Source organism: Ruegeria sp. CL7 (assembly GCF_056536445.1).
This window is the reverse complement of sequence record NZ_JBQFPQ010000004.1, coordinates 204,583-230,075: the sequence shown is the minus strand read 5'-3', so window position 1 is coordinate 230,075 and position 25,493 is coordinate 204,583. Positions and strand designations below refer to the sequence as shown.

The following is a 25,493-nucleotide window of genomic DNA, read 5'->3' as shown; positions in this document are numbered from 1 at the left end:
GGTGGGTCATGTGACCCGATCAGTTGGAACAAGGTAATGGGCGAAACAGACGGCAGTTCTAGGGCGGCGCAAAGCGCGCAACCTCAGGACAGCGGAAATGATACAGAAGAGAAAAGCGGGTTTATTTCCCGAATTTTCGATGCGTTTTCGAGTCAGGAGACTCAGCAAAACCCGGGGATGAACGGGCAGAGCGCAGCGGCAGCTCGGCCTCACGGGATGATGAACCTGCGCAGGATGCGCGTCGAAGACGTGGCCATTCCCACGGCCGAGATCATCGCGGTTCCTTCTACCATCACCAAGGATGAGCTGGCTGACGTATTCCGGGACAGTGGGTTGTCCAGAATTCCGGTCTATGAAGGAACGCTGGATACGCCGTTGGGCTTCGTTCACCTCAAGGATTTAGCGCTGACCCATGGTTTCAATGGCGGTGCGGACAAGTTTGACCTGAAATCCATGTTGCGCACGCTTTTGTTCGTGCCGCCTTCAATGCCGATCGGTGTCCTGCTGACCAAGATGCAGACCGAACGTCGCCATATGGCGTTGGTGATTGATGAGTATGGCGGCGTCGACGGGCTGCTGACGATCGAAGACTTGATCGAGCAGGTCGTGGGTGAGATCGCGGACGAACACGATGCAGACGAAGATCAGCTTTGGGTGCAGGAAAAGCCGGGCTGTTACGTTGTGCAGGCACGTGTGCCGCTTGAGGACTTCGAGGCCGAGATCGGCAGATCCTTGACCAGCCACGAGGATGTGGATGAAGAAGACATCGACACGCTGGGGGGGCTAGTGTTCATGCTGTCCGGGCGTGTTCCGGCACGGGGTGAGGTCGTGATTCATCCGGAAGGGCCGGAATTCGAAGTTATCGAAGCCGACCCGCGACGCATCAAACGGTTGCGCGTCATGCTGCCGGACGTCGCTGCATGACGCCTGTCCGGGGCTGGCCGTTACCGTTGAGATTGTTTGCCGCCGCCGCACTGGGCGCCTTCGGCGCTTTTGGCCAGGCACCGCATGGGTATTGGGGCGCTACGGTTGTTGCACTGGTTTTGACCGTTCCGGTATTCCTCGCCAGTGAAACCCGTGCTCGCGCGGGGTGGATCGGCTGGTTCTTCGCCACCGGCTATTTTGCCCATGCGCTCAGCTGGATCATCGAGCCCTTTCAGGTGGATGCAGAGCGTCACGCCTGGATGGCACCGTTTGCGCTGGTGTTAATGGCTGGCGGGCTCGCCCTGTTCTGGGCAATTGCGTTTCGACTTGCGCGGCATGTTGGCGCGACCGCCATGCAGCAAGGCGTTTTGCTGATCGCAACGCTGTCGCTGGCCGAACTGGCCCGGGGATACGTGCTGACCGGGTTCCCTTGGGGCGGAGTGGCGCAAATCTGGGTGAATACGCCCGTGGCGCAAGTGCTGTCTCTGGTGGGGCCGTATGGCTTGAATGTGCTGACATTTGCCGTGGCGTTTCCGATAGGGGCGGCACTGATTCAGGAAAGACGCTTGCGGGCACTGGTCCGTCCACTGGGATTTACAGCTGCGGCGGCGGTGCTGGCGATTGGCTATGCGTCGATGCGGCCAACGGTTCAGGAAGGCCGGCACACAGTTCGTGTCGTTCAGCCCAACGCGCCGCAACACCAAAAGTGGGATCCGGCATATGCGCCCTTGTTCTTTGCCCGTCAGATTGAATATTCCGCCGCTTTGCCCAGACCGGACCTGATCGTCTGGCCCGAGACCGCAGTTCCAGCCTGGCTGGGCAGCGCGCAACCGTATTTGACGGCCATTGCGGATGCCGCTCAGGGGACGCCCGTGGTTTTGGGGATCCAGCGTGGAGACGGCCCGAGGATTTTCAACTCGATGGTCTATCTGGATGAAGCCGGGCAGCAGGGCGGTCTGTATGACAAACACCATCTGGCCCCGTTTGGAGAATATGTGCCTTTTGGCGAGTTGATGGGCCGTTTTGGGATTTATGGGATGGCGGCCACAACGGGGCATGGATTCAGCGCAGGGCCGGGGCCCGAGCTCTTGGGCCTTGGCAAATTGGGAAGGGCGCTGCCTCTGATCTGTTACGAAGCCGTGTTCCCGCAAGATGTGAACGGGGCGGCGGGTCGGGCGGACTTTCTGTTGCAGATCACAAATGACGCGTGGTTCGGAACGCGTTCGGGACCGTTTCAGCATCTGGCACAGGCCCGGATGAGGGCAATTGAACAGGGTCTGCCGATGATCCGTTCGGCCAATACCGGCATATCGGCCATGATTGACCCATTGGGTCAGGTCACGGCCTCATTGGCGCTGGGCAAGGCGGGATACGTGGATGCGATCCTGCCGCAGCCACATCAGCCAACAGTTTATTCCCGCATCGGGGACAGCCCTGTTCTTGGGTTGCTATTGTTTCTTGCTGCATTGGCGTGGTTCAACATCCGTCGCCTGAGCAAATAATTAGAGATTGACCCCATCTTTAAGCGAGCGTATGCGTCTGTGACCTGTCACAACGGCTTCCTGGCGTGGCGGAGAAACCCCTAATGGAGCGCATTTATGTCCCGACAGAACTATACATTTACTTCGGAATCCGTTTCCGAAGGGCATCCTGACAAGGTCTGCGACCGTATCTCGGATGCTGTCCTTGATGCATTTCTCAACGAAGAACCAGAAGCCCGTGTGGCCTGCGAAACCTTTGCAACAACCAACCGGATTGTGATCGGTGGCGAAGTAGGCCTGTCTGATCAAGACAAGCTGCACGATTACATGGGGCGCATCGAACAGATCGCTCGTGATTGTGTGAAAGACATCGGTTACGAGCAGGACAAGTTTCACCACGAAACCGTCGAAGTAACCAACCTGCTGCACGAACAATCCGCCCATATCGCTCAGGGCGTTGATGCGGCGGATGACAAGGACGAAGGTGCCGGCGACCAGGGCATCATGTTTGGTTATGCCACGACTGAAACTCCGGCGCTGATGCCTGCACCGATCCAGTATTCGCACGCTATCCTGCGGCGTCTGGCGGAAGTACGCAAGAACGGCACCGAACCTGCTTTGGGCCCCGATGCAAAGTCGCAGCTGTCAGTCGTTTATCGCGACGGCAAGCCGGTCGGCGTCAGCTCGATCGTTCTGTCTACGCAGCATCTGGATGAAGCGCTGTCTTCGAATGACATCCGCGCCATCGTCGAGCCTTATATCCGTGAAACCCTGCCTGACGGCTGGCTGTCGACCGAAACCGAATGGCACGTCAACCCGACCGGCAAATTCGTTATTGGCGGGCCGGATGGCGACGCGGGCTTGACCGGGCGCAAGATCATCGTGGACACCTATGGCGGTGCGGCCCCTCATGGCGGCGGCGCGTTCTCGGGCAAAGACCCGACCAAGGTTGACCGTTCGGCAGCATACGCAGCACGCTATCTGGCCAAAAACGTCGTGGCGGCCGGCATGGCCGAACGCTGCACGATTCAGCTGAGCTATGCGATTGGCGTGTCCAAGCCGCTGTCGATCTATGCCGACACACATGGAACCGGCCAATTATCGGATGCGGTTATCGAAAAAGCTGTGGGTGAGGTCATGGATCTGACACCGCGCGGCATTCGCCAGCATCTGCAACTGAACAAGCCGATCTATCAGCGCACAGCTGCATACGGCCACTTTGGTCGCCAGCCGAGCGATGATGGTGGTTTCAGCTGGGAGCGCACCGATCTGGTCGATGCGTTGAAATCCGCAGTCTGACCTGAACAACACAAAGCGCGCCTTTGAGGGCGCGCTTTTTCCTTGTGCGTGCCGCGCGCCCTTGCAACGTTCTCTGGCGCGCAGTATGGCGACCGCCATGAGCACCGAGACCCCACTACGCCCGCGCAGAAACTTCTATGGCCGCTTCAAAGGCAAGACCCTGAAGCCCAGCCAAAAGACCTATCTGAACGAAGATCTGGCGGCTTTGTCGCCCGGTGCGGTGGATTGGGATACAAACCCCGAACGCAGGCCGTTGGACCTGAACACGTTGTTCAGCGGCAAACCGGTCTGGCTGGAAGTCGGCTTTGGCGGCGGCGAGCATCTGGTTCATCAGGCGCAAAGCAACCCCGACATCGGCATCATCGGGGCCGAGCCCTATATCAACGGCGTTGCCATGCTGCTGGGCAAAATTCGGCAGGCGGGGGTTGATAACCTTGCTGTGCATCCCGGCGATGCCCGAGACCTGTTCGACGTGCTGCCAGAGGCCAGTATATCGCGCGCCTTCCTTCTGTATCCTGACCCGTGGCCGAAAACCCGGCATCATCGTCGCCGTTTCGTGACGCCGGAACATCTTGAACCATTGGCAAAGGTCTTGAAGCCTGGATCGATCTTCCGGGTCGCCACGGACATCCCCGACTATGTGCGGCAGACACTGGAGGAAGTCCCCCGCGCCGGGTTCGAGTGGCTGGCCGAACGCCCCGCAGATTGGCGCGAGCCGTGGGACGACTGGATTTCCACACGCTACGAGCAGAAAGCCTTGCGTGAAGGACGCACGCCCCATTACCTGACCTTCCGCCGCAAAGACTGATTGCCGCTGGACCAACCGGTGCCAATTCGCTAATCGGCTTGAGCACTGATAGCGCAAAAGGAGCCCCCATGTCCGGACACGGAACGCCCATCCCGATGACTTCGCATCCCTGCGGCCCGCTGACCGGCACGGCAGAGGTGCCGGGCGACAAGTCGATTTCGCACCGGTCACTGATCCTTGGCGCGATGGCTGTAGGCGAGACCAGGATATCGGGGTTGCTCGAAGGTGAGGACGTCTTGGACACCGCAAAGGCAATGCGGGCCTTCGGGGCAGAAGTCACAGATCATGGCGGCGGCGAATGGACCGTGCATGGCGTGGGCGTTGGCGGGTTTGCCGAACCGGATCAGGTGATTGACTGCGGCAATTCCGGCACCGGAGTCCGGCTGATCATGGGTGCCATGGCGACCTCGCCGATTACGGCAACTTTTACCGGCGATGCCAGCCTGAACAAGCGTCCCATGGCGCGAGTAACGGATCCGCTTGCGTTGTTTGGTGCGCAGGCCGTGGGCCGCTCGGGGGGGCGTTTGCCCATGACGATCGTCGGTGCGGCAGACCCGACTCCGGTCCGGTACGAAGTTCCGGTGCCCTCGGCCCAGGTGAAATCCGCCGTCCTGCTGGCGGGTCTGAATGCCCCCGGTGAAACCGTGGTTATCGAGAAAGAGGCGACCCGCGATCATTCCGAGCGGATGTTGTCCGGTTTCGGTGCCGAAATTACGGTGGAAGACACCGATGAAGGCCGGGTCATCACTTTGACGGGGCGCCCGGAGTTGAAGCCGCAAGTCATCGCCGTTCCACGCGACCCGTCCAGCGCGGCCTTCCCGGTTTGCGCCGCGCTGATCACGCCCGGTTCGGACGTTCTGGTGCCGGGTATCGGCCTGAACCCCACGCGCGCGGGCCTGTTCACGACGCTGCGCGAGATGGGCGCCGACCTGACCTATGAAAACGAGCGCGAAGAGGGCGGCGAGCCGGTTGCCGATCTGCGCGCGAAATACTCGCCAGACATGAAGGGTATTGACGTACCGCCTGAACGCGCGGCCTCGATGATTGACGAATATCCCGTTTTGTCCGTGGTTGCCGCAAACGCCACGGGCACCACGATGATGGGCGGAGTGAAGGAACTCCGGGTGAAGGAAAGCGACCGCATCGATGCCATGGCGCGCGGTCTGCGCGCCAACGGCGTCACGGTCAACGAGGGTGACGACTGGTGGTCGGTCGAAGGGTTGGGTATCGGCAAGGTTCCCGGCGGCGGGACGTGCGAAAGCTTCCTGGATCACCGCATTGCCATGTCCTTCATGGTGATGGGCATGGGCGCGCAGAACCCGGTAAGCGTGGATGATGGTGGTCCGATCGCGACATCCTTCCCGATTTTTGAACCGTTAATGGCGTCGCTTGGTGCAAAGGTAGAGCGCAGGTGAGCTTCACTGTCGCCATTGACGGACCTGCGGCTGCGGGCAAGGGCACGATCTCCAAGGCCGTTGCGGCGCATTTCGGGTTCGCGCATCTGGACACCGGCTTGCTGTATCGCGCCGTTGGGCGGCGTACTCTTGAAGGGTTTGGCGCGCTTGAAGCAGCGCAGGCCCTGACCGCCGAAGAGCTTGAGCAGGGTGATCTGCGCACGGCTGAAATCGCGCAGGCCGCATCCAAAGTGGCGGTGATCCCCGAGGTTCGCGCCGCCTTGGTGGATTTTCAGCGCGCCTTTGCCCGAAGGTCGGGCGGTGCCGTCTTGGATGGGCGCGACATCGGGACGGTGATTTGTCCCAATGCCGAGGTGAAGCTGTTTGTAACTGCCAGCCCAGAGGTGCGAGCCGAACGCCGGTTTCTGGAGCTTAGCGCAAAAGGTGCTGACGTGACGCGCGAACAGGTTCTGGCAGATGTCAAAGAGCGGGATGCGCGCGACGCAGAGCGCAGCGCTGCGCCGATGAAGCCAGCCGAGGATGCAGTGCGACTGGACACAACAGACCTCAGTATCGAGGCTGCATTGGCCAAAGCGCTTGAAATCATAAGCGCAAAACTGCCCGCGACGCGCTGACGTCGCAGGCAGGGGCGACATTTACAGCTCGCCTACGGCGATGCTCTTGATATTTGCCCACTGTTCGTCCGCCGTTTTTGTGGTGGCGGGAACGTCCTTCAGGAAGGCCGCTCGGGTTTCGGCGTTCAGGAACAGGTACAGTTTTCCATCTGCGACCAGGTACTGATCCGGGTCTCCGTCGAACTTCTTGCCGACCGACACGCCGAATGAACAGAATCCACCATGCTGCGGCAGATAGGCCGCCGGGTTCGCCATGAACGCCTCGAGGTTGGCGGCGGTGGTGAAGTAGTAGGACGCGCCATCATATGTCGCCGAGTGGGTGGCGAAGCCTTCGACCGGGTTGCCATCATTGACCAAAGCAACCAGATCGACCCCATGTGCGGCAAGCGGGGCACCTGCGGCCGAGATGCCGTTCGACACGTTGATTTCGTCCGCGGCAAAAGCCGGAGTGGACAGGGCGATGGCGGCCGCCAGGGCGGTGAAGACGATAGTTTTCATTACACGTTTCCTCTTGGTTCTGGGTTCGGGTCGATCGGATCGTCGACCGGTGAAACATAGTTAGGGGGTGAAAGTTGGACGTGTAATCGCAGATAGGCCATCAGATATTGCAGATCGTACAAGTATCTGAATGGCCAGAAGGCGCGTTCACCAAGCTTTGTTTGGTCAGTGTGGTTTTGCGTACCTATGCTGAAAGAATGCCTGCAGGAGTGCCATCATGATCCGATTAGCCCTCATTCTTGTTTTCATTGCCCGAAGCCTTGCCGCGCAAGAGCCCGTGCAAAGCCCACCCGAAGCCGAGCCGCCCATGACGTACGAACGGCTGGGCAACATTCTTTTCGCGCTTGACCCCGAAGCAGAGCCGAGCGGCCCCGGGTTTCAATTGACGATTGCAGGGGTACAGGTCTTGGTCATCACCGACACCAATGCGGATCGGATGCGGGCCATGGTCCCGATCCGCAGCGCCGAGGCGCTGTCGGAGGAAGACTTGATTCGAATGATGCAGGCCAATTTCGACAGCACTCTGGATGCCCGTTACGCGATCGCCAATGGCACCTTGTGGGCTGCGTTTATCCACCCGTTGTCCCTGTTGGAAAAAGATCAGCTGATCTCGGGGCTGGCCCAGACTGTGAACATCGCCAGGACATATGGCACCCTGTATTCCGGTGGCGCGGCAGAGTTCGGAGGCGGCGACAGCACCGATCTGCAACGTGAGTTGATTGAAGAACTGCTGAAGAAAGGCGAAGAGATCTGACCTGCACAGTGAATATGGGAATGGCGTGACGCCTGCTGGTTGGCCGACGTTGCGCGGCCGGGCCTTCATAGACCCTAGATGGATTGAGGAAAGCTGTTATAGTTTCTTCCCAGCGAAAAGGGAAAGCTGCGACACAACCCGCAAAAAGCAGGGGCGCAGCAAAAAATTCCCGAGCCAACAGGGACAAAACTACATGAACAATCGTTTGAACAAAATCACTATCGTGGGTGGCGGTACGGCTGGATGGATGACCGCGCTGATCCTGGATATGGTGTTTTCCCGCACGTCAGCGCCCAAGGATCGACCGCAAATCTGTCTGATCGAAAGCCCGAACATCTCGACCGTGGGGGTGGGTGAAGCCACGGTTCCGCGGATGCCTGTCACGCTGCGTCAGGCGGGCATTTCAGAGCGGAGTTTCTTCCGCGAGACAAACGCATCGTTCAAGCTGGGTGTGAAGTTCTGCAATTGGAACAATGACGCCAAGGGCAATCGCATCGACTACATGAACCCCTTTGCGCACGGCCAGATGCTTGAGGGACTGGAGGCTGCCGAGTATTTCCTGCGCTTCGGCAATGGCGACAGGGATTTCACGCAGTCCATCTCGCCGCATGATGATCTGGCCCGTTTGTGCAAGGGCGCGCGTCAGTTGGGGCAGCCGGAATTCGAACAACGGTTTGGTTATGCCTATCATCTGGATGCCGTAAAGTTTGCAGGCATGCTGACTAGGGTCTGCACGAAGCGCGGAGTGGAACATATCCGGGATGAGGTGCAAACGGTCGAGCTGGATGAACAGGGCAATGTCAGTCATCTCATGCTCGAGGCAAAAGGTCGCCATGATATTGAGATGGTCGTGGATTGCACCGGGTTTCGTGGGCTGATCATCAACAAGGCACTCGGTGAGCCATTTTTGGATTACTCTGACTACCTGCCCAATGATCGGGCCATGGCGTTGCAGATCGAGCATCCAGATCCTGACAAGATCGAAAGCGCCACCAGATCCACTGCCTTGGGCGCAGGTTGGACGTGGCGCGTGCCGCTTTTTAACCGTGTGGGCACAGGATATGTCTATTCGTCGGCACACCGAACGGATGACCAGGCGGCGGACGAGTACCTTGAGTGGCTGGGTGACAGCGGCAAAGGTTTGACACCGCGCGTGATCCCGATGCGCGTCGGTCGCGTGCGCAATGCCTGGGTCAAGAATTGCGTGGCTATAGGCCTGTCCGGCGGGTTCATTGAACCGCTGGAAAGCACGGCGATCCACATGATTGACCATGCGATACGCTGGTTCGCCGAGCATTTGCCCACGCGAGACATCGAGCCTTCGCTGAGGGACAGATACAATCGGCAGATGGACAAGCTTTATAACGAGGTACTGGAATTCATCTGTTTACACTATCGGTTGGGCAACCGTACCGATGACCAATACTGGATCGATGCGCGCACCGAGATGAAGATACCGGATCGGTTGGCCGAAAATCTTGAACTGTGGCAGTATCGCCTGCCGATGGATCACGATATCGAGTTCGCCACTTTGTTTGACAGCCGCGTTTATCAAACCGTTCTTTTGGGCAAACAGGTTTATGATACGGGCTATGGTTCAGGCATCCGTGATCGCCTTCGACCGTTGAAGAAACCGATTTGGTTCCAGGGTATGAAGAACGCGAAAATGGATCTGGCGAAGATCGTTAAATCCATGCCGGATCACAAAACACTGTTGCGCGATATCCGGGGGGAACTTGATCAACCTGCCTTTGGAATGGCGGCGGCAATGAAGCCGACAGTGGCGATGCCGGGCACGGCGCCAGCCCCTGTGGTCATCGAGAACATGCCGAACTTTGCTGAAATCCAAAGCGGTAAAAAGGATTTGCAACTGTTCTGACTGCTTCCTGCCCGTCGCGCAGGGAATGTTTGCAGGAAAGGCGGGGTGCAAACTCCCCGTCTTTTTTACTTCCAACTGTTTTATCAATATGTAATGTAATCACATATATATTGAAAGGCGACCGCATTGCGACAACAGAAGAAACAAGGGCAAACAAAGGGTCGGAACTTGCGGAGCACCCTCAAACGTCGGAGACGACAGGCGGCGCCTATGCAGGATTACGATTCTCTGCGGTCAGGGCTGCGCCAGTGGTTGGCCTCGGCAAGTTTGCCGTGGAGCCCCGTTTCTGCGCAAAAAATCTGGACCCGGGCCGGAGGCGCGCGCAACCCTTCCGCAGCGTTGATGCGACTGGACGCAATTGAACAGGCCATGCTGCGGCGCGATGCCGGGGTTTGGACCTTCAAAACCGGCAACGCGCCTGGGTACAGAGCCGCCAAACCTTGAAAATATGGGCTTTGCCCTTGCACAAACCGGGGAATCCGCCTATACGCGCGCTGTCGATACAAGGGCGGTCAACGTCCGGATGACGTTTCTGAGCAGGGCCGGGTTACCTCGGCCCTTTGTGTTTGTTTGCTCAGGGGCGCACCGGGTCACGTCCGATGGCACCATGAATCAAGACCGGCGGAGACAACCGCTCGGCCAGCAAAAACGTATTGTAAAGGAAAACAACGCCACATGGCTAACGCATCCATGGAGGAATTCGAAGCCCTCCTGAATGAAAGCTTCGAAATGGACACACCCGAAGAGGGTTCTGTTGTCAAAGGCAAGGTTTTGGCGATCGAAGCCGGCCAGGCCATCATCGACGTCGGCTACAAAATGGAAGGCCGCGTTGATCTGAAAGAATTCGCAAATCCCGGCGAAGCCCCTGAAATCGCTGTAGGTGACGAGGTCGAAGTTTACCTGCGTGCCGCAGAAAACGCCCGTGGCGAAGCTGTCATCTCGCGCGAGATGGCCCGCCGTGAAGAGGCATGGGACCGGCTGGAAAAAGCATATGCCGACGACCAGCGCGTCGAAGGTGCAATCTTTGGTCGGGTCAAAGGTGGTTTCACCGTCGATCTGGGTGGCGCAGTTGCGTTCCTGCCCGGCTCGCAGGTTGACGTGCGCCCCGTGCGCGACGCTGGCCCGCTGATGGGGCTGAAGCAGCCGTTCCAGATTCTGAAAATGGACCGCCGCCGTGGCAACATCGTTGTGTCGCGCCGCGCAATCCTGGAAGAATCGCGTGCCGAGCAGCGTGCCGAAGTCATCGGCAACCTGTCCGAAGGTCAGACCGTCGAGGGTGTTGTCAAGAACATCACCGAATACGGTGCATTTGTTGACCTGGGCGGCGTTGACGGCCTGCTGCACGTCACCGACATGGCATGGCGTCGTGTGAACCACCCGTCCGAGATCCTGACGATCGGTGAAACCATCAAGGTTCAGGTCATCAAGATCAACAAAGAGACCCACCGCATCAGCCTGGGCATGAAGCAGCTGCAAGAAGATCCATGGGATCTGGTTGCTGCGAAGTACCCGCTGGGCTCGGTCCATCAGGGTCGCGTCACCAACATCACCGACTACGGCGCGTTCGTCGAGCTGGAAGCCGGTGTCGAAGGTCTGGTGCACGTGTCCGAGATGTCCTGGACCAAGAAAAACGTCCACCCCGGCAAAATCGTATCGACCAGCCAGGAAGTTGACGTCATGGTTCTGGAAATCGACGGCGCCAAGCGTCGCGTGTCTCTGGGCCTGAAGCAAACTCAGCGCAACCCATGGGAAGTGTTCGCAGAAACACACCCCGAGGGCACCGAGGTCGAAGGCGAAGTCAAGAACATCACCGAATTCGGTCTGTTCATTGGCCTCGAAGGCGACATCGACGGCATGGTTCACCTGTCCGACCTGTCCTGGGACGAGCGTGGCGAGGACGCGATCCAGAACTACCGCAAGGGCGATGTCGTTCAGGCGGTTGTCTCGGAAGTTGACGTGGAAAAAGAGCGTATCTCGCTGTCGATCAAAGCCTTGGGCGGTGACAAGTTCGCCGAAGCCGTGGGCGGCGTGAAGCGTGGCTCGGTCATCACCGTCGAAGTCACCGCGATCGAAGATGGCGGCATCGAGGTCGAATACGAAGGCATGAAGTCGTTCATCCGTCGTTCGGATCTGTCGCGTGACCGTGCCGAACAGCGCCCCGAGCGTTTCTCGGTCGGTGACAAGGTCGACGTCCGCGTCACCAACGTCGACAGCAAGACCCGTCGTCTGGGCCTGTCGATCAAGGCGCGCGAGATCGCCGAAGAAAAAGAGGCCGTGGAACAGTACGGTTCTTCCGACTCGGGCGCGTCGCTGGGCGACATCCTGGGTGCAGCGCTGAAATCCGGCGACTAAGCCAAGGCAGTATCCCAAGCATGAATTTCGGCCCCGCACGACAGTGCGGGGCCGTTTTTGTTGCGAATCAATATGTTCCGAACCGCAGGGTTAATTAGGGGATTGATCGCGCATTAAGTGTGGAAATTGGCCTGACAGATAAAATTTCGCGCGAGAATGTGGCAAAATAAAGCCTCAAAACTCAGAGTATCCGTTCCCCCCTTCCGGGTTTTTTCCTATACTGTCAAAACAGTAGACCTGTCACACCGGCTGCCTGGGAGGGTATCACGCATGATCCGTTCAGAATTGATTCAGAAAATCGCTGACGAAAACCCGCATCTCTATCAGCGTGATGTCGAGCGGATCGTGAACACCGTATTCGAAGAAGTCACAGACGCCATGGCGCGCGGTGACCGTGTCGAACTGCGGGGCTTTGGTGCCTTTTCCGTGAAAAAACGCGACGCACGTGTTGGGCGCAACCCGCGCACGGGCGAAACGGTGCAGGTCGAAGAAAAATGTGTACCGTTTTTCAAAACTGGCAAGTTGCTCAGGGATCGATTGAACGGTAAAGCCTGACACCATGATGCGCTACCTTCGATATGCTTTTCTGGCGGCTCTCGGGATCATCCTGATTTCCGTGTCTCTTGCCAATGTTCAGTCCGTAGAACTGAAACTGATGCCGGATGCTCTGGCCGAGCTTCTTGGTTTTAACCTCAGCGCGTCACTGCCGCTGTTTCTGGTGGTTTTGGGAGGTGTTGCGGCAGGATTGGTTATTGGTTTCCTGTGGGAATGGCTGCGGGAACACAAGCACCGCCGCGACGCGACCGTGAAGAAAACCGAAGTGCGCAAGCTTGAGCGCGAAGTCAAGAAGCTCAAGAAAAAGCAAAACCAAGGCAAGGACGATGTACTTGCCATTCTGGATGAGGCGAGCTGAGCCTGATCGTCATGTCTGATGTTCGGTTCAAAATCTGCGGTCTGACCGCACCGGATCACGTGCGCGCTGCGGCCGAAGCCGGGGCGGGCTATGTTGGGTTTGTTTTCTTTCCGAAATCGCCACGCAATCTGGATATTTTGCGGGCCGCAGAACTGGCGCATCTGGTCCCAGTTGGCGTTGCCAAGGTGGCTTTGGTGGTGAATGCCACTGACGAAGAATTGGACGGAATCGTTTCGACTGTACCGCTTGATATGCTTCAACTGCATGGCAAGGAATCGCCCGAACGGGTTTCCGAAATTCGCGAGCGATTTGGTTTGCCGGTGATGAAAGCCATAGGAGTGGCCGAGGCCGAGGATCTGGCGGCCGTCGATCTTTACTCGGAGGTGGCCGATCAACTGCTGATCGATGCGAAACCGCCCAGAGAGGCCGAATTGCCGGGCGGCAACGGGTTGGCTTTTGACTGGCGGCTGTTGGCCGGACGGAAATACTGGCGCCGGCCTTGGATGCTGGCCGGTGGCCTGACACCCCAGAACGTTGCCGAAGCAGTCCGGATGACAGGTGCCCGGCAGGTGGATGTGTCATCCGGTGTCGAAAGCGCGCCGGGTGTGAAAGATGCTGCCCTGATCCGCGACTTTGCATCGGCTCTCAGGTGATCTGATAAAGATCTTGCTGCGTATCCCTCGAAACAGAGGGGTTGAGCATGCTCGCAGCAATCGGGGGCGTTTCCTTGAAACACTGGTACCATGCGCCGGAGTTTTTCTGGCGCGCGGGACAGGCCTGTCGGCAGGCGCAAGGCGACCCATTGTGCCTGCACGCTGACTTGTTCAGGCAGGATGGCATCTATTTTTCATTCAGTGTCTGGCAAGACATCGAAGCAATGCTGACATTTTCCCAATCCGGCCCACACAGGCGTGCCTTGTTGGCGGCCGATCGTTTGGCGGATGTGAACAGGTTTCATCATTTTCCGTGCATTGGTGTGCCCAGCTCGGCACAGGCGATTCAGGTCTGGCGTCAAAACACGCAGGTTGTGGAATGATGCGTTTTGCCCATGGCAAATCCCGCTGCCACCACCTATGAACAACAGATACGACGAGGGAGACACCCATGGCCAACGATCTTTTCAATTCCTTCATGTCCGGCCCTGACGAACAGGGACGTTTCGGCATCTTCGGCGGGCGTTTTGTCAGTGAAACTCTGATGCCGCTGATCCTGTCACTGGAAGAGGAATACAACAAGGCCAAAGATGATCCGACGTTCTGGGCCGAAATGGATGACCTGTGGGCAAACTATGTGGGTCGTCCTTCGCCGCTGTATTTTGCGGAACGCCTGACCGAGCATCTGGGGGGTGCCAAGATCTATCTGAAGCGTGACGAGCTGAACCACACCGGCGCGCACAAGATCAACAACGTGCTTGGGCAGATCATTCTGGCGCGGCGTATGGGCAAGACCCGGATCATTGCTGAAACCGGGGCAGGGCAACACGGCGTGGCCACCGCCACCGTATGTGCCAAGTTTGGCTTGAAATGCATTGTCTACATGGGGGCGCACGACGTGCAGCGTCAGGCCCCGAACGTATTCCGCATGCGTCTTCTGGGGGCCGAGGTGATCCCTGTGACCTCGGGTCGTGGGACGCTCAAGGATGCGATGAATGACGCGCTGCGCGACTGGGTGACTAATGTGCGCGACACGTTCTACTGCATCGGCACCGTGGCTGGGCCGCACCCCTATCCGGCAATGGTCCGCGATTTCCAGTCGATCATCGGCAAGGAAGCGAAAGAGCAGATGTTGAAGGCCGAAGGCCGTTTGCCCGACACGATCATTGCGGCCATCGGCGGCGGTTCGAACGCGATGGGTCTGTTCTATCCTTTCCTCGACGACAAGGACGTCAACATCATAGGCGTCGAGGCGGGCGGAAAAGGTGTGAACGAGAAAATGGAGCATTGCGCTTCGCTGACCGGCGGACGGCCGGGCGTGCTGCACGGCAACCGGACCTATCTGTTGCAGGATGACGATGGCCAGATTCTTGAAGGCTATTCAATCTCGGCGGGGCTGGACTATCCGGGCATCGGGCCCGAGCATTCCTGGTTGCACGATATTGGACGCGCGAATTACGTCTCGATCACTGACAAGGAAGCGCTCGAGGCGTTCCAGCTGTGCTGCGCAACCGAGGGGATCATCCCGGCGCTGGAACCAAGCCACGCTTTGGCCCATGTGATGAAGATTGCACCGGAATTGCCCAAGGATCACCTGATCTGCATGAACATGTGCGGCCGTGGAGACAAGGACGTTCAAACCGTAGCCAAATATCTGAACTTCGATATGTCAGACACCGAAGGCCGTACGGCGGGTTGAGTGTGAACCAGGGCGGCATGTCCCGGTTGCTCTGTTATGGCGTCCTTGGCTCAAGCGGTCCTGAAAGCAACATTTTCAAGGCGAAACGTCCTGACGTTCCAGGGCAGGACAGGCGGGATAGTCAAACATGTGACATGTCCGCCCAAATCAGGTTGCCCTGCAAAAAAGGGCCGCCGCCAAGGCGCATGTAAGGACAACACAGAGGCCCGAGGAATCGCTGGCTGCTGTGAAACCTCGATCATTGTGCCTGCATTTGTTTCCCGACAACTGCCAGTTGCGATCTCTGCCTGGGATTGTTTCGAATATCCCGCCAAGGTCGAGAATCTGTAACCGGCATATTATGAGCACGTGACTTGCAAAGTCACGGCTTGTTATGACGTCTTGCCGAGAAGACTCCTTGAAAACACCGGGGTTCGAAGTGCTTTCCGACATTTTTTGCCTTTGTCTTTTGGTTTGTGCACAGCCATGTGGCCCGCACGCCAAAGTTGAGTTGCTTCCAATTCTATACAGTGTCTCCAATTTGAATTAACTATTGGGTAACTGGCGTAGTTGCGGCCGGTTCAGGGGACGTCTCTGCAATGGATGGGACAATGGATGACGTGGCTCGGGGCACAGTGTCTTTGCCCGGGCGCCCTGGTGTTTAGCGCCCTCGCGGTGTTGTAGGAGGTAAAATGGTCAGGTCCGTTATTTCGAGGCTGTTGTGCCTCTGTTTTCTGATTTCAGCACTCATGATCGGAAGCGCGAAAGAGGGTGCGGCCCTTGGTGGCGGCTTCTTCGTAACCTCAGTTCCGACGCCGAACGGGGGAAGCATCTTTTTCAACAATATCCCACTTACCGGATCGGCCTTTGTTTCGCTGGGTGGGTCGGGGCAGGTTCCCGGCGGTAGTTTCTATTTCAACAACGGCATTCTCAACCTGAGTGCGATCACGCCTGCCGGCCTTGCTTCCCTGGGCTATATCGGCGCAACCATTCTCAGTCAGGATGGCGCGGATTCCACATATGCGGCAGACGGGTATGTGGGGATTACGTTCACCGCGCGCGAAACCGTCGGAGGGCCGCTTTATCGCTATGAGATCGCGTTGTCCGGTGTAACGAACACCCAAATCGTCAACACGCGCGTTCTGGTGGATACGACACAGCCAACTGCAACGATTGGGGCCCTGACGCCGACCGGCAGCGGAACGTTTCAAGCAACCATTACGCTGAGCGAACCAAGCACCGATTTCACCGTGGGCGACCTGTACGTCACCAATGCAACGGCCACTCTGACCGGGTCCGGCACCAGCTATGTCGCCACTTTGACGCCCCAGAACAACGGTACCATCGAGCTTTTCATTCCGGCAGGGGTGTTCTCGGACGCGGCTGGGAATCTGAACCTTGAGTCAAACAGGGTCAGCACGCTTCAGGCCGTGACAAATGCTCAACGTCAGATTCAGGCGTTCCAGAACGCCCGGGCCAACAGCCTTGTGTCGAACCAGCCGAAACTGACCCAGTTTCTGCAAGGTTCGGGGTCGGGTGTACTGGACGCTTCGGTCACGCAGGGCTCGGGGTATCTGAATTTCGCCAGTGATCCGGCGCGCCCCGTCTGGTTCAGTGTGACCGGCAACTGGAGTTCTCAGGATGATTATGACAACTCCTATGCACTGGCTGTTGTCGGGGCTCATCGCCAGATCAATTCGAACCTGTTGATCGGCGCCATGCTTCAGTTCGACTATGCCGAAACGGAAAACGGCCCGGCCAGCGTGGACGGTACGGGCTGGCTGGTTGGTCCTTATGTGGTGGCAAAATTGCCCAATCATTCGGTGTTTCTTGAAGGGCGGGTACTTTATGGCCAGGCCGACAACAACATCTCTCCGTTTGGCACCTACGAAGACAGTTTCGACAGTGACCGTTGGCTGGTCCAGTCGCGCGTGACAGGTGAGATAAAGCGTGGCGCCCTGACATTGATGCCCTTGCTGGACGTAAGTTATGCCAGTGACGATCAGAAAGCTTATACCGACAGCCTGGGTAATCTGATTCCACAGCAGGATTTCAGTTTGACGACGGCACGGCTGGGTGTGGATTTCAGCCACCCGCTTCAAGTGTCACGAGGAGAGATGATGCTGACGGGCGGGCTTTCGGGGATTTGGAGCACGACTTCGGGTACTGGCACCGCCCCGGGCGTGACTCCGATTGGCGACACCGCCCGAGCCCGTGCGGATCTGGGCCTGGACTATCGGTTGGAAAACAACAGCTTGCTTGCAGCAAACGTGTTCTACGATGGCATTGGTGAAAGCGGTTTTGAAAACTACAGCATCAGCCTGATCTGGCAAATGGCGTTCTGACCTTGGGGCGAAACTGGATCGCGGATCAGGTCTCGCCCCAGGCGCAATGGCTGTCTAGGCATTCGCCTTGTTCTGAAGCAAGATATCAAGCGGCACAATCTCGAGCGCGCGTTGATGGGTCGCCTCCAGGTGAACCTTTGGGGCGCATCCTTCGTCATGGGCTTGTAGGAACCGGCCGGCACACAGACACCAGCTGTCACCGGGCTTGAGGCCCGGGAAATCAAACTCGGGCCGAGCCGTGCTCAGATCATTGCCGACGTATTTCGAGAATGCCAGAAACTCGGCCGTCATCACGGCACAAACCGTATGGCTTCCCTGATCCTCGGGGCAGGTATTGCACGCACCGTCGCGGAAGAACCCGGTCAGAGGATCGCGTGAGCAGGGCGCCAGAACGCCGCCGAGTACATTGATACTGTCTTGCTTCTGCATGAACACACCTTACAGGCTTTCTGCGATCTTGCGGAACATTTCGATATTCTGGTCGTTTACGCCAGTGTCGCGAAATTTCCGATCAGCGCCGGTAGACACAATCAGAACGCCGCGAGGTTGGTTGAAATAGATGTATTGCCCATACACGCCCCGGGCCAGAAACTCTCCCTCATGGGCGCCGCGCGGGATCCACCACTGGTACCCATATCCAATCTTCCCCTGAGCGGTCGGGGCGCTGGGTTGAGTTGCCTCGAATATCCAGTCGGAGGGCACTACTTGCCGGCCGTTCAATGCCCCATCTTGCAGGATCATTTGCCCGAACCGCGCAAAGTCACGTGTCGTGAAGTTCAATCCGCCCAAAACGAAGGCGACACCAGCGCCGTCAGTGACATAATACCCGTCCCGCTCAAGGCCCAGGGGCTGAAGGATTTTTTCCGTCAATAGATCCGCAACACTGCGACCGGTCGCCCCGCGTATCACCATGCCCAATACATGCGTGTCTATGGAAACATATTGCCAGGTTTCACCGGGGGGCGCGAAACTGTCCTGCAATGAGGCCGCGAAATCGTCCAGTTCACCGCCCAGGGCAATCACACGACCCATCCTGTTGATGTCAGATTTCGGGTCCAGATAATCTTCGTCAAACGTGACGCCGCTGGCCATGTTCAGAACGTTCCGAATTGTCGCCCTGTCATATGCGCTGCCTGCAAGTTTGGGGGCGTATTTGACGACGGGATCATCCAATGAATCGATTGCGCCCTCTTGCAGGAGAATGCCGAAAAGCGCCGACAGATAACTTTTTGCCACTGACCACGAAATCCGGCGATCATCGGGACCGGTGCCCAGATAGTATTCCTCGAACCGGATCTTGCCGTTCTGCATGATAAGCAAAGAAGTGACCGAGCGTTCATTGATCCAAGTGTCGGTGCCTTCCGGAAGATCGAAACCTTCGCCGTAGGGCAGTTCCCATGTTGGGGCGTTTCCACGCGGCAGATCCACGGTCAGAAAGGCTTCATCCATATGCGAAAAGTTGTGAACGATCTTGTCCTCGGAAAACAGAGAGTTCACCGCCATCAGGCGCTGTAACTCTTCGCGTTTCCAAAGCCCAACGGCAGCGGCGGCCAAAGCCAGCGCCAGCACAATGCGCAGAACCCACTTCAGTATGGACCGCATCGCATAGCCTCCCTTGTTTGCGTGTATTGGAACGTGGACATCCCGCTTTCGCAACGCCGACGTAACGGAAAGAGGGCGGGGCGCTATTTGAACTTGTCCAACAGTTTCTGCATGGCCGACCGTTCATCGGCTGGTGGCTTCGGAGGTGCCTTAGATGCGGTTTCAGCTTTCGGAGCCGCCGTCTTGGACGACCGGGGCGGAGCAGTACGCAGGGCCACCGCGTTCATGAATTTACCGCCATCATCTCGCGCCAGATGGGGCGCGCCGTCCGAAACACCCCGCAGAACGTCGTCCAGCCAGTCACTCTCGGATTTCGCAAAGTCGCTCAGAACATAAGCCGAGACCATCTCCTTGCGGCCCGGATGTCCGATCCCAAGCCGGACACGGTCATAGGCTGCGCCTATATGGTCGTGGATCGAACGCAGACCATTATGCCCAGCGTGTCCGCCGCCCGCCTTTACCCGCACTTTGCCCGGGGCGAGGTCCAGCTCGTCATGGAGCACGACAACATCTGTGGACTCGAGTTTGTAGAAACGCATCGCTTCACCCACGGATTGACCGGACCGGTTCATGAAGGTCTGTGGTTTCAGCAAAAGGATTTTTTCAGACCCTAACCGCCCTTCCGAGATTTCGCCCTGAAACTTGGACTTCCATGGGCCAAACCCATGATCTTCCGCAATCCGCTCCACAGCCATGAACCCGATGTTGTGCCGGTTTCGGGCGTATTTCTGCCCCGGGTTTCCCAATCCGACAAAGAGTTTCATGACCAAGCTCCGCCTCTGTAGCCTCGAGGCTATGTGATGCCCGGAATTGCCATGGAAATCCAGCCGGCGCCGCGCGTCATAACCACAAAAAAAACGGGGTTCGTCAGAACCCCGTTTCAAAAATCAGACGTTTGATCCGAATTTATTCTTCTTCTTTGCCGACGACTTCGACTTCATCGACTGCAACTTCTGCTTCTTCACCTTCTTCGTCGTCGCTTGTCGACAGACCGGTCGGTGCCGAGACGTTTGCGATCACGAAGTCGCGGTCGATGGTCGGCTTGGTGCCTTCGGGCAGTTCAACCGACGAAATGGTGACGACGTCGTTGATGTTCATTCCGGCCACATCAACGGTGATCTTCTCAGGAATGTCACCTGCGGTGCACAACAGCTCGACTTCCGGGCGGACAACGGTCAGCACGCCGCCCTTCTTGATGCCGGGGGCTTCATCTTCGTTGACGAACTCAACCGGAATGTACAGTGCGATCTTGGTGGTCCGGCGCAGGCGCATCAGGTCCAGGTGGGTCGGCAGGTCTTTGACGACATCACGCTGAACGTCGCGGCAGATGACGCGAACGTCTTCATGGCCTTCGACTTTCAGGTTCCACAGGGTCGACTTGAAGCGACCGGCCTTCAGGCGCTTGAACAGTTCGTTGAACGGAATCTGAATCGGCAGCGGATCTTTGTCGCCGCCAAACACTACGCCCGGAACCATGCCTTCGCGGCGCGTTTTGCGAGCGGCGCCCTTGCCTGTCCCCGTCCGTTCCAGAGCTACGAGATCAGGAATCTCTCCAGCCATGATAATTCTCCAATGTTAGGGCGGGTATCCTCCAAGGCTGTATACCCGCGTGAAGCCGCGTCCTTATCTCGATTCATCCGGTTTGGAAAGGGGGGAAATCACAGCTTGTCGTTCTCTATGGCCCAACCGCGCGCTTCGGAGTGTTCTTCGTCAAATGAGTGAAGGGTCCGCTGCTTCATCTGGCCACAAATATCCCGGGGGAGACGCCCGGAACGGGCGGCGGGGGCAGAGCCCCAAATCTGCCGCGGTCTCAGGCTTGCCAGCGACCACCAAAATCTTCTGGTACCAGAAGATTGTGCGCCCCCAGCGCGCTAACGGTTTTTTCACCGCACAGCGCCATTGTTGTATCAAGTTCCTTCTGAATCACTTCCAGCGCGGTGGTGACGCCTTTCTGGCCCATGGCGCCCAGCCCATAAACAAATGCGCGGCCGATATACGTCCCCCTGGCCCCCAGTGCCAATGCCTTAAGCACGTCCTGACCCGAGCGGATACCACTGTCCAGATGCACTTCGACATCGTTGCCGACAGCGTCCATGATCTCGGGCAATACCCGGATCGAGCTGAGCGCACCATCCAACTGACGCCCACCATGGTTCGACACGACAATGGCATCCGCTCCCAGCTTGGCAGCCATTTTGGCATCTTCCGCGTCGAGTATCCCTTTCAGGATCACTTTTCCGCCCCACTTTTCCATCAGTTTTTCGACTTTGCTCCAGTCGAGGGTGGGGTCGAACTGTTCAGCGGTCCAGGCCCCCAGTGAAGACGCGTCCGAGATTCCTTGCACATGTCCCACTATATTGCCGAACTCGCGCCGTTTGGCACCCAGCATTTCAATGCCCCAGGCCCATTTGGTCATCAGGTTCGCGATGGTCTTTGCGGTCAGCTTGGGTGGTGCGGACAGGCCGTTCTTCAGGTCTTTGTGCCGTTGGCCCAGAATCTGCAGATCCAACGTAATCACCAGCGCCGAACACTTGGCGTCCTTGGCCCGCTGGATCAGACGGCTGACATAGTCATCGTCCTTCATCGTGTAGAGCTGAAACCAGAACGGCTTGTCGGTGTGCTCGGCCACGTCTTCGATCGAGTTGATCGACATTGTGGAAAGGGTAAAGGGCACACCAAAATCCTCGGCGGCTTTGGCGGCCTTCATCTCTCCGTCCGCATGCTGCATCCCCGTCAACCCGACCGGGGCCAACGCGACCGGCATTGACACCTTCTGGCCGATCATTTCCGAGGCCGTCGAACGCCCGGACATATCAACGGCAACCCGCTGACGCAGGCGGATCTTTTCAAAATCGGAACTGTTTTCGCGGAAAGTCTGTTCCGTCCAGCTGCCGCTTTCAGCGTAATCGTAGAACATCCGCGGCACGCGACGCTCGTATATGCGCCTGAGGTTTTCGATATTGGTTATCACAGGCATTACTCAGACCTCCGAACTTACTGGTTCGTTTTCCTTACCAATGCATGTCAACGCCTGCAATGATCTGGCCCGGCGTCGGGCAGTCAAAAAAGCCTGCCCCAGAACAGTCTGCGGCAGGCTTTTTAGTCTTGTGTTATCTGCGGGATCAGGCGCTATGAGCGCCATCCGACAGGGACTTTACAAAATCCAGCACTTCATTAACCGGTTTGCCTGCACCGATCTGGCTGACGATCGCCGATCCGACTACGGCACCATCTGCCACGGACGCGATATTGCGGGATTTCTCGGGCGTATTGATGCCAAAGCCCACGATCACCGGCAGCTCGGTTGCGGCCTGGATACGGGCAACCTCGGGGGCCACATCCGTTGCCTGCGCCTCGGCCGCGCCGGTGATGCCAGTGATTGAGACGTAATACACGAAGCCCGAGGTGTTTTGCAAAACGCGCGGCAGGCGCTGGTCATCCGTGGTAGGTGTTGCAAGACGAATGAAGTTCAGGCCGGCCGCCTGCGCAGGCAGGCAAAGCTCTTCGTCTTCCTCGGGCGGCAGATCGACAACGATCAGCCCGTCAATACCGGCATCTTTGGCATCGGCCAGAAAAGCCTCTACACCCCGGCTGTAAATCGGGTTGTAGTACCCCATCAGGACAATTGGCGTTGTGTCATCTGTTTCCCTGAACGCGCGCGCCAGATCCAATGTGCGCTGCAACGTCATCCCGCCGTCCAACGCGCGTTGACCCGCTGCCTGAATTGTGGGGCCATCCGCCATCGGATCAGTGAAGGGCAAACCAAGTTCGATGATGTCCACACCCGCGCCGGGCAGGCCTTTGACCACGTCGAGCGAGGTGTCATAGTCCGGGTCCCCTGCCATCACATAGGCAACAAAAGCCTTCTTTCCTTCGGCTTTCAGGGCGGCAAACTTAGCGTCGATACGGGTCATCGGATGTCCTTGCAATCGGGTTTGGACCCGTGTGCAGAAACTTTGACCGAAAATCAATCCCGCCAACGCAGGAATAGCTCAGAAGCCCAGATGGTACCGCAGCAGAACCGCGTTTACACCAGGGTTCTCATCGTTGGTGCTGGCGTTCGACTTGTGCGTGATCGCAACTGACATTCTGTTGCCGTTGTTCAGGTTATATCCAAGACCCAAAAGGCTGCGGATCTGAAAGTCTCCGCCCAGGTCGTTCTGGTCGTTGCTGGCATTGAAGTATCCCGGCATGACACTGCCTTCGACGAACCAGCGCTCACCCAGAGAATACAGCCCGACCAGCCCAACACCGATATGCGTATCCCCGTCTTCGTTCACAGAAAACGCAGCACCCCAGCCAGCACTGAACCGAGTTGCCTGGTGAAAAGGAGTGTGATGGTACTCGAGAGCAATCAGTGCCTGATCTTCGGACGTCGCCTCGGAAAAATCTGAATACCCGGCACCAAGAACAACCGTCTGAGCATGGGCTGTAGCAAATGTAGAGACCGTCAGTACGGCTGCAAGAAGTAGTTTTTCCATTATATTCTGCCATTTAATTTGATCGCGCTATGTTAATTGTTCATCCTACCCTTCGGTTTTCAGGGCCGACAAGAACACGATTTGAGAACAATTTCGTGATGTGGCCGAAGGGACTCAAACAAAGTGGCCCGGCAATCACTTGCGCATTGATGCGGACCTGCATAGAAGCTGCGTTCGTATTCTATGCAGGAGGCCGTTATGGGCTTTAAAATGGGAATCGTGGGTCTGCCGAACGTGGGCAAGTCGACCCTGTTCAATGCGTTGACCAAAACCGCTGCCGCGCAAGCCGCGAATTTCCCGTTCTGCACGATTGAGCCCAATGTCGGCGATGTGGCCGTGCCGGATGAGCGGCTCGACAAGTTGGCCGCAATCGCATCGTCAAAACAGATCATCCCGACGCGCATGACATTCGTTGATATCGCCGGACTGGTGAAGGGGGCCTCGAAAGGAGAGGGGCTCGGGAACCAGTTTCTGGCAAATATTCGCGAGGTCGATGCCATCGCCCATGTCTTGCGCTGTTTCGAAGATGGCGACGTGACCCATGTAGAAGGCCGCATCGACCCCGTGGCCGATGCTGACACCATCGAGACTGAGCTGATGCTCGCCGATCTGGAAAGCATCGAAAAGCGCCGCGCCAATCTGGTGCGCAAGCTGAAAGGCAATGACAAAGAGGCCCAACAGCAGGACCGCCTGCTTGCCGAAGCGCAAAAGATGCTGGAAGGCGGCAAACCTGCACGGTTGGTCGAGGTTTCGGACGAGGACGCCAAGGCCTGGAAGATGTTGCAACTGCTGACCACCAAGCCGGTTCTTTATGTTTGCAACGTGTCCGAGGAAGAAGCCGCTGAAGGCAACGAATACTCGGCGAAAGTTGCCGAGATGGCTGCCGCCCAGGGCAACTCTCACGTCATTATCAGCGCCAAGATCGAAGAAGAGATCAGCCTGCTTGAAGCGGACGAGGCACAGATGTTCCTTGAGGAAATGGGTCTGGAAGAGCCCGGTCTCGACCGTCTGATCCGTGCCGGTTACGACCTGCTGAAACTGGAAACCTATTTTACGGTCGGCCCGAAAGAAGCTCGCGCCTGGACCATCCGCACCGGCACCGCTGCACCGCAGGCGGCTGGTGTCATTCATGGTGATTTCGAAAAGGGATTCATCCGCGCCGAGACCATCGCCTATGAAGACTTTGTCGCCTGCAACGGCGAGCAGGGGGCGAAAGAGGCAGGCAAGATGCGGGCAGAGGGGAAAAGCTATATCGTCAAGGATGGCGACGTGATGCACTTTTTGTTCAACACCTGAAATTGCGCCACAATCCGCAATTGTATTGGCGTATCGAGGCCCGCCAACTCAAATCGGGAAATGAACTGTCCTGTGCTTTTAAGTCTGTCCGACGACTGAGGTTGCATCCCAAGATTGCGCAGACTCTTGATAGATTGATTTTTCCGGGTTGTATTTTCGCGGATCATCTAGCGATGATGCGTGAACATAGACACGATCATCCATAAGACTGCTGCGCCTTGTAAGTTGCGCTCCACAGTTCGGGCAGAAGCCGCTGAACGTTGGGTTGCCCGACCCGCCCAGCATTTCGTACGTTTTGCAAGCACTACTTATTTCAAAAGAGTCACGGACCAAAGGCATCATCTCTGAATGCCCGGAACCTGTGAGGTGCTGGCAGTCGCGACAGTGACAGCGAAACATTGGTACATCAAGTCGGGTGCCTTCATAGCGAACCAGGCCACATTTGCACCCACCTGTTATTCGTTCCGTCATCCTGAAACCTCCGCCTCTGGAAGCTAAGGT

Annotated in this window: 26 protein-coding genes and 1 riboswitch; of the genes, 17 read left to right on the top strand and 9 right to left on the bottom strand. The window is 57.5% G+C overall.

All coding sequences use genetic code 11. The annotated features are described in order from the left end of the window. The first annotated feature begins 36 nt into the window (after nucleotides 1-36). The 6 genes from ACR0LI_RS13040 (at nucleotide 37) to cmk (ending at nucleotide 6,541) form a co-directional block, all read left to right on the top strand. Nucleotides 37-924: a hemolysin family protein gene (locus ACR0LI_RS13040; protein WP_171636747.1), complete on the top strand. Its 888-nt coding sequence runs from the start codon at nucleotides 37-39 to the stop codon at nucleotides 922-924. After that, nucleotides 921-2,426 carry an apolipoprotein N-acyltransferase gene (lnt, locus tag ACR0LI_RS13035; protein ID WP_480718636.1) on the top strand — a complete coding sequence of 502 codons (1,506 nt, stop codon included), beginning with the start codon at nucleotides 921-923 and terminating at the stop codon, nucleotides 2,424-2,426. Before ACR0LI_RS13040 ends, lnt begins: the two co-directional genes overlap by 4 nt. 41 nt (nucleotides 2,427-2,467) lie before the next feature. Continuing rightward, nucleotides 2,468-2,517: riboswitch (SAM-SAH riboswitch) on the top strand. Between the two features lie 5 nt (nucleotides 2,518-2,522). Continuing rightward, nucleotides 2,523-3,704, top strand: coding sequence for a methionine adenosyltransferase (gene metK / locus ACR0LI_RS13030; protein ID WP_480718635.1), 1,182 nt, complete (start codon nucleotides 2,523-2,525; stop codon nucleotides 3,702-3,704). 97 nt (nucleotides 3,705-3,801) lie between these two features. Then, a complete protein-coding gene (trmB, locus tag ACR0LI_RS13025; protein ID WP_480718634.1) occupies nucleotides 3,802-4,512 on the top strand; it encodes a tRNA (guanosine(46)-N7)-methyltransferase TrmB in 711 nt (236 codons plus the stop codon). 68 nt (nucleotides 4,513-4,580) lie between these two features. Next, on the top strand, nucleotides 4,581-5,927 hold the full coding sequence (aroA, locus tag ACR0LI_RS13020) for a 3-phosphoshikimate 1-carboxyvinyltransferase (protein WP_480718633.1): 1,347 nt from the start codon (nucleotides 4,581-4,583) through the stop codon (nucleotides 5,925-5,927). Further along, nucleotides 5,924-6,541, top strand: a complete 618-nt coding sequence (gene cmk / locus ACR0LI_RS13015; protein ID WP_171636757.1) for a (d)CMP kinase — start codon at nucleotides 5,924-5,926, stop codon at nucleotides 6,539-6,541. The genes aroA and cmk overlap by 4 nt, the downstream gene beginning before the upstream one ends. Nucleotides 6,542-6,562: 21 nt before the next feature. On the opposite strand, the gene ACR0LI_RS13010 is transcribed toward cmk, so the two are convergent. Then, the gene (locus ACR0LI_RS13010) at nucleotides 6,563-7,039 is read right to left on the bottom strand and encodes a YHS domain-containing (seleno)protein (RefSeq protein WP_171724473.1); all 477 of its coding nucleotides are present in this window, start codon (nucleotides 7,037-7,039) and stop codon (nucleotides 6,563-6,565) included. Between the two features lie 217 nt (nucleotides 7,040-7,256). Between ACR0LI_RS13010 and ACR0LI_RS13005 the strand changes: the two genes are divergently transcribed. The 10 genes from ACR0LI_RS13005 to ACR0LI_RS12960 all read left to right on the top strand — a co-directional run bounded on the left by ACR0LI_RS13005 (nucleotide 7,257) and on the right by ACR0LI_RS12960 (nucleotide 17,613). Next, nucleotides 7,257-7,793, top strand: a complete 537-nt coding sequence (locus ACR0LI_RS13005) for a hypothetical protein (RefSeq protein WP_170344921.1) — start codon at nucleotides 7,257-7,259, stop codon at nucleotides 7,791-7,793. Nucleotides 7,794-7,986: 193 nt separating this feature from the next. Then, complete coding sequence (locus ACR0LI_RS13000; protein WP_171636759.1) at nucleotides 7,987-9,672, top strand: tryptophan halogenase family protein; 1,686 nt, start codon at nucleotides 7,987-7,989, stop codon at nucleotides 9,670-9,672. Between the two features lie 126 nt (nucleotides 9,673-9,798). Next, nucleotides 9,799-10,116, top strand: a complete 318-nt coding sequence (locus ACR0LI_RS12995) for a DUF6525 family protein (RefSeq protein WP_480718632.1) — start codon at nucleotides 9,799-9,801, stop codon at nucleotides 10,114-10,116. A 231-nt stretch (nucleotides 10,117-10,347) separates the two neighbouring features. After that, a complete protein-coding gene (rpsA, locus tag ACR0LI_RS12990; RefSeq protein WP_068337749.1) occupies nucleotides 10,348-12,024 on the top strand; it encodes a 30S ribosomal protein S1 in 1,677 nt (558 codons plus the stop codon). Between the two features lie 270 nt (nucleotides 12,025-12,294). Then, nucleotides 12,295-12,579 (top strand): integration host factor subunit beta, encoded by a 285-nt coding sequence (gene ihfB / locus ACR0LI_RS12985; protein WP_050603110.1) that lies wholly within the window; start codon nucleotides 12,295-12,297, stop codon nucleotides 12,577-12,579. Between the two features lie 7 nt (nucleotides 12,580-12,586). Next, nucleotides 12,587-12,937, top strand: a complete 351-nt coding sequence (locus ACR0LI_RS12980; protein WP_171724471.1) for a lipopolysaccharide assembly protein LapA domain-containing protein — start codon at nucleotides 12,587-12,589, stop codon at nucleotides 12,935-12,937. 11 nt (nucleotides 12,938-12,948) lie between these two features. Then, nucleotides 12,949-13,590, top strand: coding sequence for a phosphoribosylanthranilate isomerase (locus ACR0LI_RS12975; protein ID WP_480491416.1), 642 nt, complete (start codon nucleotides 12,949-12,951; stop codon nucleotides 13,588-13,590). 47 nt (nucleotides 13,591-13,637) lie between these two features. Continuing rightward, nucleotides 13,638-13,973, top strand: a complete 336-nt coding sequence (locus tag ACR0LI_RS12970) for a hypothetical protein (RefSeq protein ID WP_480491418.1) — start codon at nucleotides 13,638-13,640, stop codon at nucleotides 13,971-13,973. Between the two features lie 68 nt (nucleotides 13,974-14,041). Further along, complete coding sequence (gene trpB, locus ACR0LI_RS12965) at nucleotides 14,042-15,289, top strand: tryptophan synthase subunit beta (RefSeq protein WP_480718631.1); 1,248 nt, start codon at nucleotides 14,042-14,044, stop codon at nucleotides 15,287-15,289. Nucleotides 15,290-15,960: 671 nt separating this feature from the next. Then, the gene (locus ACR0LI_RS12960; protein WP_480718630.1) at nucleotides 15,961-17,613 is read left to right on the top strand and encodes an Ig-like domain-containing protein; all 1,653 of its coding nucleotides are present in this window, start codon (nucleotides 15,961-15,963) and stop codon (nucleotides 17,611-17,613) included. Nucleotides 17,614-17,667: 54 nt separating this feature from the next. Here the strand turns inward: ACR0LI_RS12960 and ACR0LI_RS12955 are convergent, their stop codons facing one another. The 7 genes from ACR0LI_RS12955 to ACR0LI_RS12925 all read right to left on the bottom strand — a co-directional run bounded on the left by ACR0LI_RS12955 (nucleotide 17,668) and on the right by ACR0LI_RS12925 (nucleotide 23,696). Continuing rightward, on the bottom strand, nucleotides 17,668-18,042 hold the full coding sequence (locus tag ACR0LI_RS12955) for a DUF2237 family protein (protein ID WP_171117420.1): 375 nt from the start codon (nucleotides 18,040-18,042) through the stop codon (nucleotides 17,668-17,670). A gap of 9 nt (nucleotides 18,043-18,051) precedes the next feature. Continuing rightward, nucleotides 18,052-19,215 (bottom strand): serine hydrolase domain-containing protein, encoded by a 1,164-nt coding sequence (locus tag ACR0LI_RS12950; protein ID WP_480718629.1) that lies wholly within the window; start codon nucleotides 19,213-19,215, stop codon nucleotides 18,052-18,054. A gap of 83 nt (nucleotides 19,216-19,298) precedes the next feature. Continuing rightward, a complete protein-coding gene (pth, locus tag ACR0LI_RS12945) occupies nucleotides 19,299-19,979 on the bottom strand; it encodes an aminoacyl-tRNA hydrolase (RefSeq protein ID WP_480718628.1) in 681 nt (226 codons plus the stop codon). Between the two features lie 142 nt (nucleotides 19,980-20,121). Further along, nucleotides 20,122-20,775, bottom strand: a complete 654-nt coding sequence (locus ACR0LI_RS12940) for a 50S ribosomal protein L25/general stress protein Ctc (RefSeq protein ID WP_480718627.1) — start codon at nucleotides 20,773-20,775, stop codon at nucleotides 20,122-20,124. Between the two features lie 250 nt (nucleotides 20,776-21,025). After that, nucleotides 21,026-22,192, bottom strand: a complete 1,167-nt coding sequence (locus tag ACR0LI_RS12935; protein ID WP_171724464.1) for an alpha-hydroxy acid oxidase — start codon at nucleotides 22,190-22,192, stop codon at nucleotides 21,026-21,028. A 145-nt stretch (nucleotides 22,193-22,337) separates the two neighbouring features. Then, nucleotides 22,338-23,129, bottom strand: coding sequence for a tryptophan synthase subunit alpha (gene trpA, locus ACR0LI_RS12930; protein WP_209834901.1), 792 nt, complete (start codon nucleotides 23,127-23,129; stop codon nucleotides 22,338-22,340). A gap of 78 nt (nucleotides 23,130-23,207) precedes the next feature. Continuing rightward, entirely contained in the window at nucleotides 23,208-23,696 is a 489-nt protein-coding gene (locus ACR0LI_RS12925; RefSeq protein WP_171636774.1) for an acyloxyacyl hydrolase, read from the bottom strand. 198 nt (nucleotides 23,697-23,894) lie between these two features. On the opposite strand from ACR0LI_RS12925, the gene ychF reads away from it, so the two are divergent. Beyond that, a complete protein-coding gene (ychF, locus tag ACR0LI_RS12920) occupies nucleotides 23,895-24,992 on the top strand; it encodes a redox-regulated ATPase YchF (RefSeq protein WP_171724461.1) in 1,098 nt (365 codons plus the stop codon). Nucleotides 24,993-25,070: 78 nt separating this feature from the next. On the opposite strand, the gene ACR0LI_RS12915 is transcribed toward ychF, so the two are convergent. Further along, on the bottom strand, nucleotides 25,071-25,463 hold the full coding sequence (locus tag ACR0LI_RS12915) for a GFA family protein (protein WP_480718626.1): 393 nt from the start codon (nucleotides 25,461-25,463) through the stop codon (nucleotides 25,071-25,073). Nucleotides 25,464-25,493 lie beyond the last annotated feature (30 nt).

Excerpts from the sequence above, each read along its gene's own strand:
- ACR0LI_RS13040 (WP_171636747.1), top strand. The coding sequence starts at position 37 with ATGGGCGAAACAGACGGCAGTTCTAGGGCGGCGCAAAGCGCGCAACCT.
- lnt (WP_480718636.1), top strand. The coding sequence starts at position 921 with ATGACGCCTGTCCGGGGCTGGCCGTTACCGTTGAGATTGTTTGCCGCC.
- metK (WP_480718635.1), top strand. The coding sequence starts at position 2,523 with ATGTCCCGACAGAACTATACATTTACTTCGGAATCCGTTTCCGAAGGG.
- trmB (WP_480718634.1), top strand. The coding sequence starts at position 3,802 with ATGAGCACCGAGACCCCACTACGCCCGCGCAGAAACTTCTATGGCCGC.
- aroA (WP_480718633.1), top strand. The coding sequence starts at position 4,581 with ATGTCCGGACACGGAACGCCCATCCCGATGACTTCGCATCCCTGCGGC.
- ACR0LI_RS13010 (WP_171724473.1), bottom strand. The coding sequence starts at position 7,039 with ATGAAAACTATCGTCTTCACCGCCCTGGCGGCCGCCATCGCCCTGTCC.
- ACR0LI_RS13005 (WP_170344921.1), top strand. The coding sequence starts at position 7,257 with ATGATCCGATTAGCCCTCATTCTTGTTTTCATTGCCCGAAGCCTTGCC.
- ACR0LI_RS13000 (WP_171636759.1), top strand. The coding sequence starts at position 7,987 with ATGAACAATCGTTTGAACAAAATCACTATCGTGGGTGGCGGTACGGCT.
- rpsA (WP_068337749.1), top strand. The coding sequence starts at position 10,348 with ATGGCTAACGCATCCATGGAGGAATTCGAAGCCCTCCTGAATGAAAGC.
- ihfB (WP_050603110.1), top strand. The coding sequence starts at position 12,295 with ATGATCCGTTCAGAATTGATTCAGAAAATCGCTGACGAAAACCCGCAT.
- ACR0LI_RS12980 (WP_171724471.1), top strand. The coding sequence starts at position 12,587 with ATGCGCTACCTTCGATATGCTTTTCTGGCGGCTCTCGGGATCATCCTG.
- ACR0LI_RS12975 (WP_480491416.1), top strand. The coding sequence starts at position 12,949 with ATGTCTGATGTTCGGTTCAAAATCTGCGGTCTGACCGCACCGGATCAC.
- ACR0LI_RS12970 (WP_480491418.1), top strand. The coding sequence starts at position 13,638 with ATGCTCGCAGCAATCGGGGGCGTTTCCTTGAAACACTGGTACCATGCG.
- trpB (WP_480718631.1), top strand. The coding sequence starts at position 14,042 with ATGGCCAACGATCTTTTCAATTCCTTCATGTCCGGCCCTGACGAACAG.
- ACR0LI_RS12960 (WP_480718630.1), top strand. The coding sequence starts at position 15,961 with ATGGTCAGGTCCGTTATTTCGAGGCTGTTGTGCCTCTGTTTTCTGATT.
- ACR0LI_RS12955 (WP_171117420.1), bottom strand. The coding sequence starts at position 18,042 with ATGCAGAAGCAAGACAGTATCAATGTACTCGGCGGCGTTCTGGCGCCC.
- ACR0LI_RS12950 (WP_480718629.1), bottom strand. The coding sequence starts at position 19,215 with ATGCGGTCCATACTGAAGTGGGTTCTGCGCATTGTGCTGGCGCTGGCT.
- pth (WP_480718628.1), bottom strand. The coding sequence starts at position 19,979 with ATGAAACTCTTTGTCGGATTGGGAAACCCGGGGCAGAAATACGCCCGA.
- ACR0LI_RS12940 (WP_480718627.1), bottom strand. The coding sequence starts at position 20,775 with ATGGCTGGAGAGATTCCTGATCTCGTAGCTCTGGAACGGACGGGGACA.
- ACR0LI_RS12935 (WP_171724464.1), bottom strand. The coding sequence starts at position 22,192 with ATGCCTGTGATAACCAATATCGAAAACCTCAGGCGCATATACGAGCGT.
- trpA (WP_209834901.1), bottom strand. The coding sequence starts at position 23,129 with ATGACCCGTATCGACGCTAAGTTTGCCGCCCTGAAAGCCGAAGGAAAG.
- ACR0LI_RS12925 (WP_171636774.1), bottom strand. The coding sequence starts at position 23,696 with ATGGAAAAACTACTTCTTGCAGCCGTACTGACGGTCTCTACATTTGCT.
- ychF (WP_171724461.1), top strand. The coding sequence starts at position 23,895 with ATGGGCTTTAAAATGGGAATCGTGGGTCTGCCGAACGTGGGCAAGTCG.
- ACR0LI_RS12915 (WP_480718626.1), bottom strand. The coding sequence starts at position 25,463 with ATGACGGAACGAATAACAGGTGGGTGCAAATGTGGCCTGGTTCGCTAT.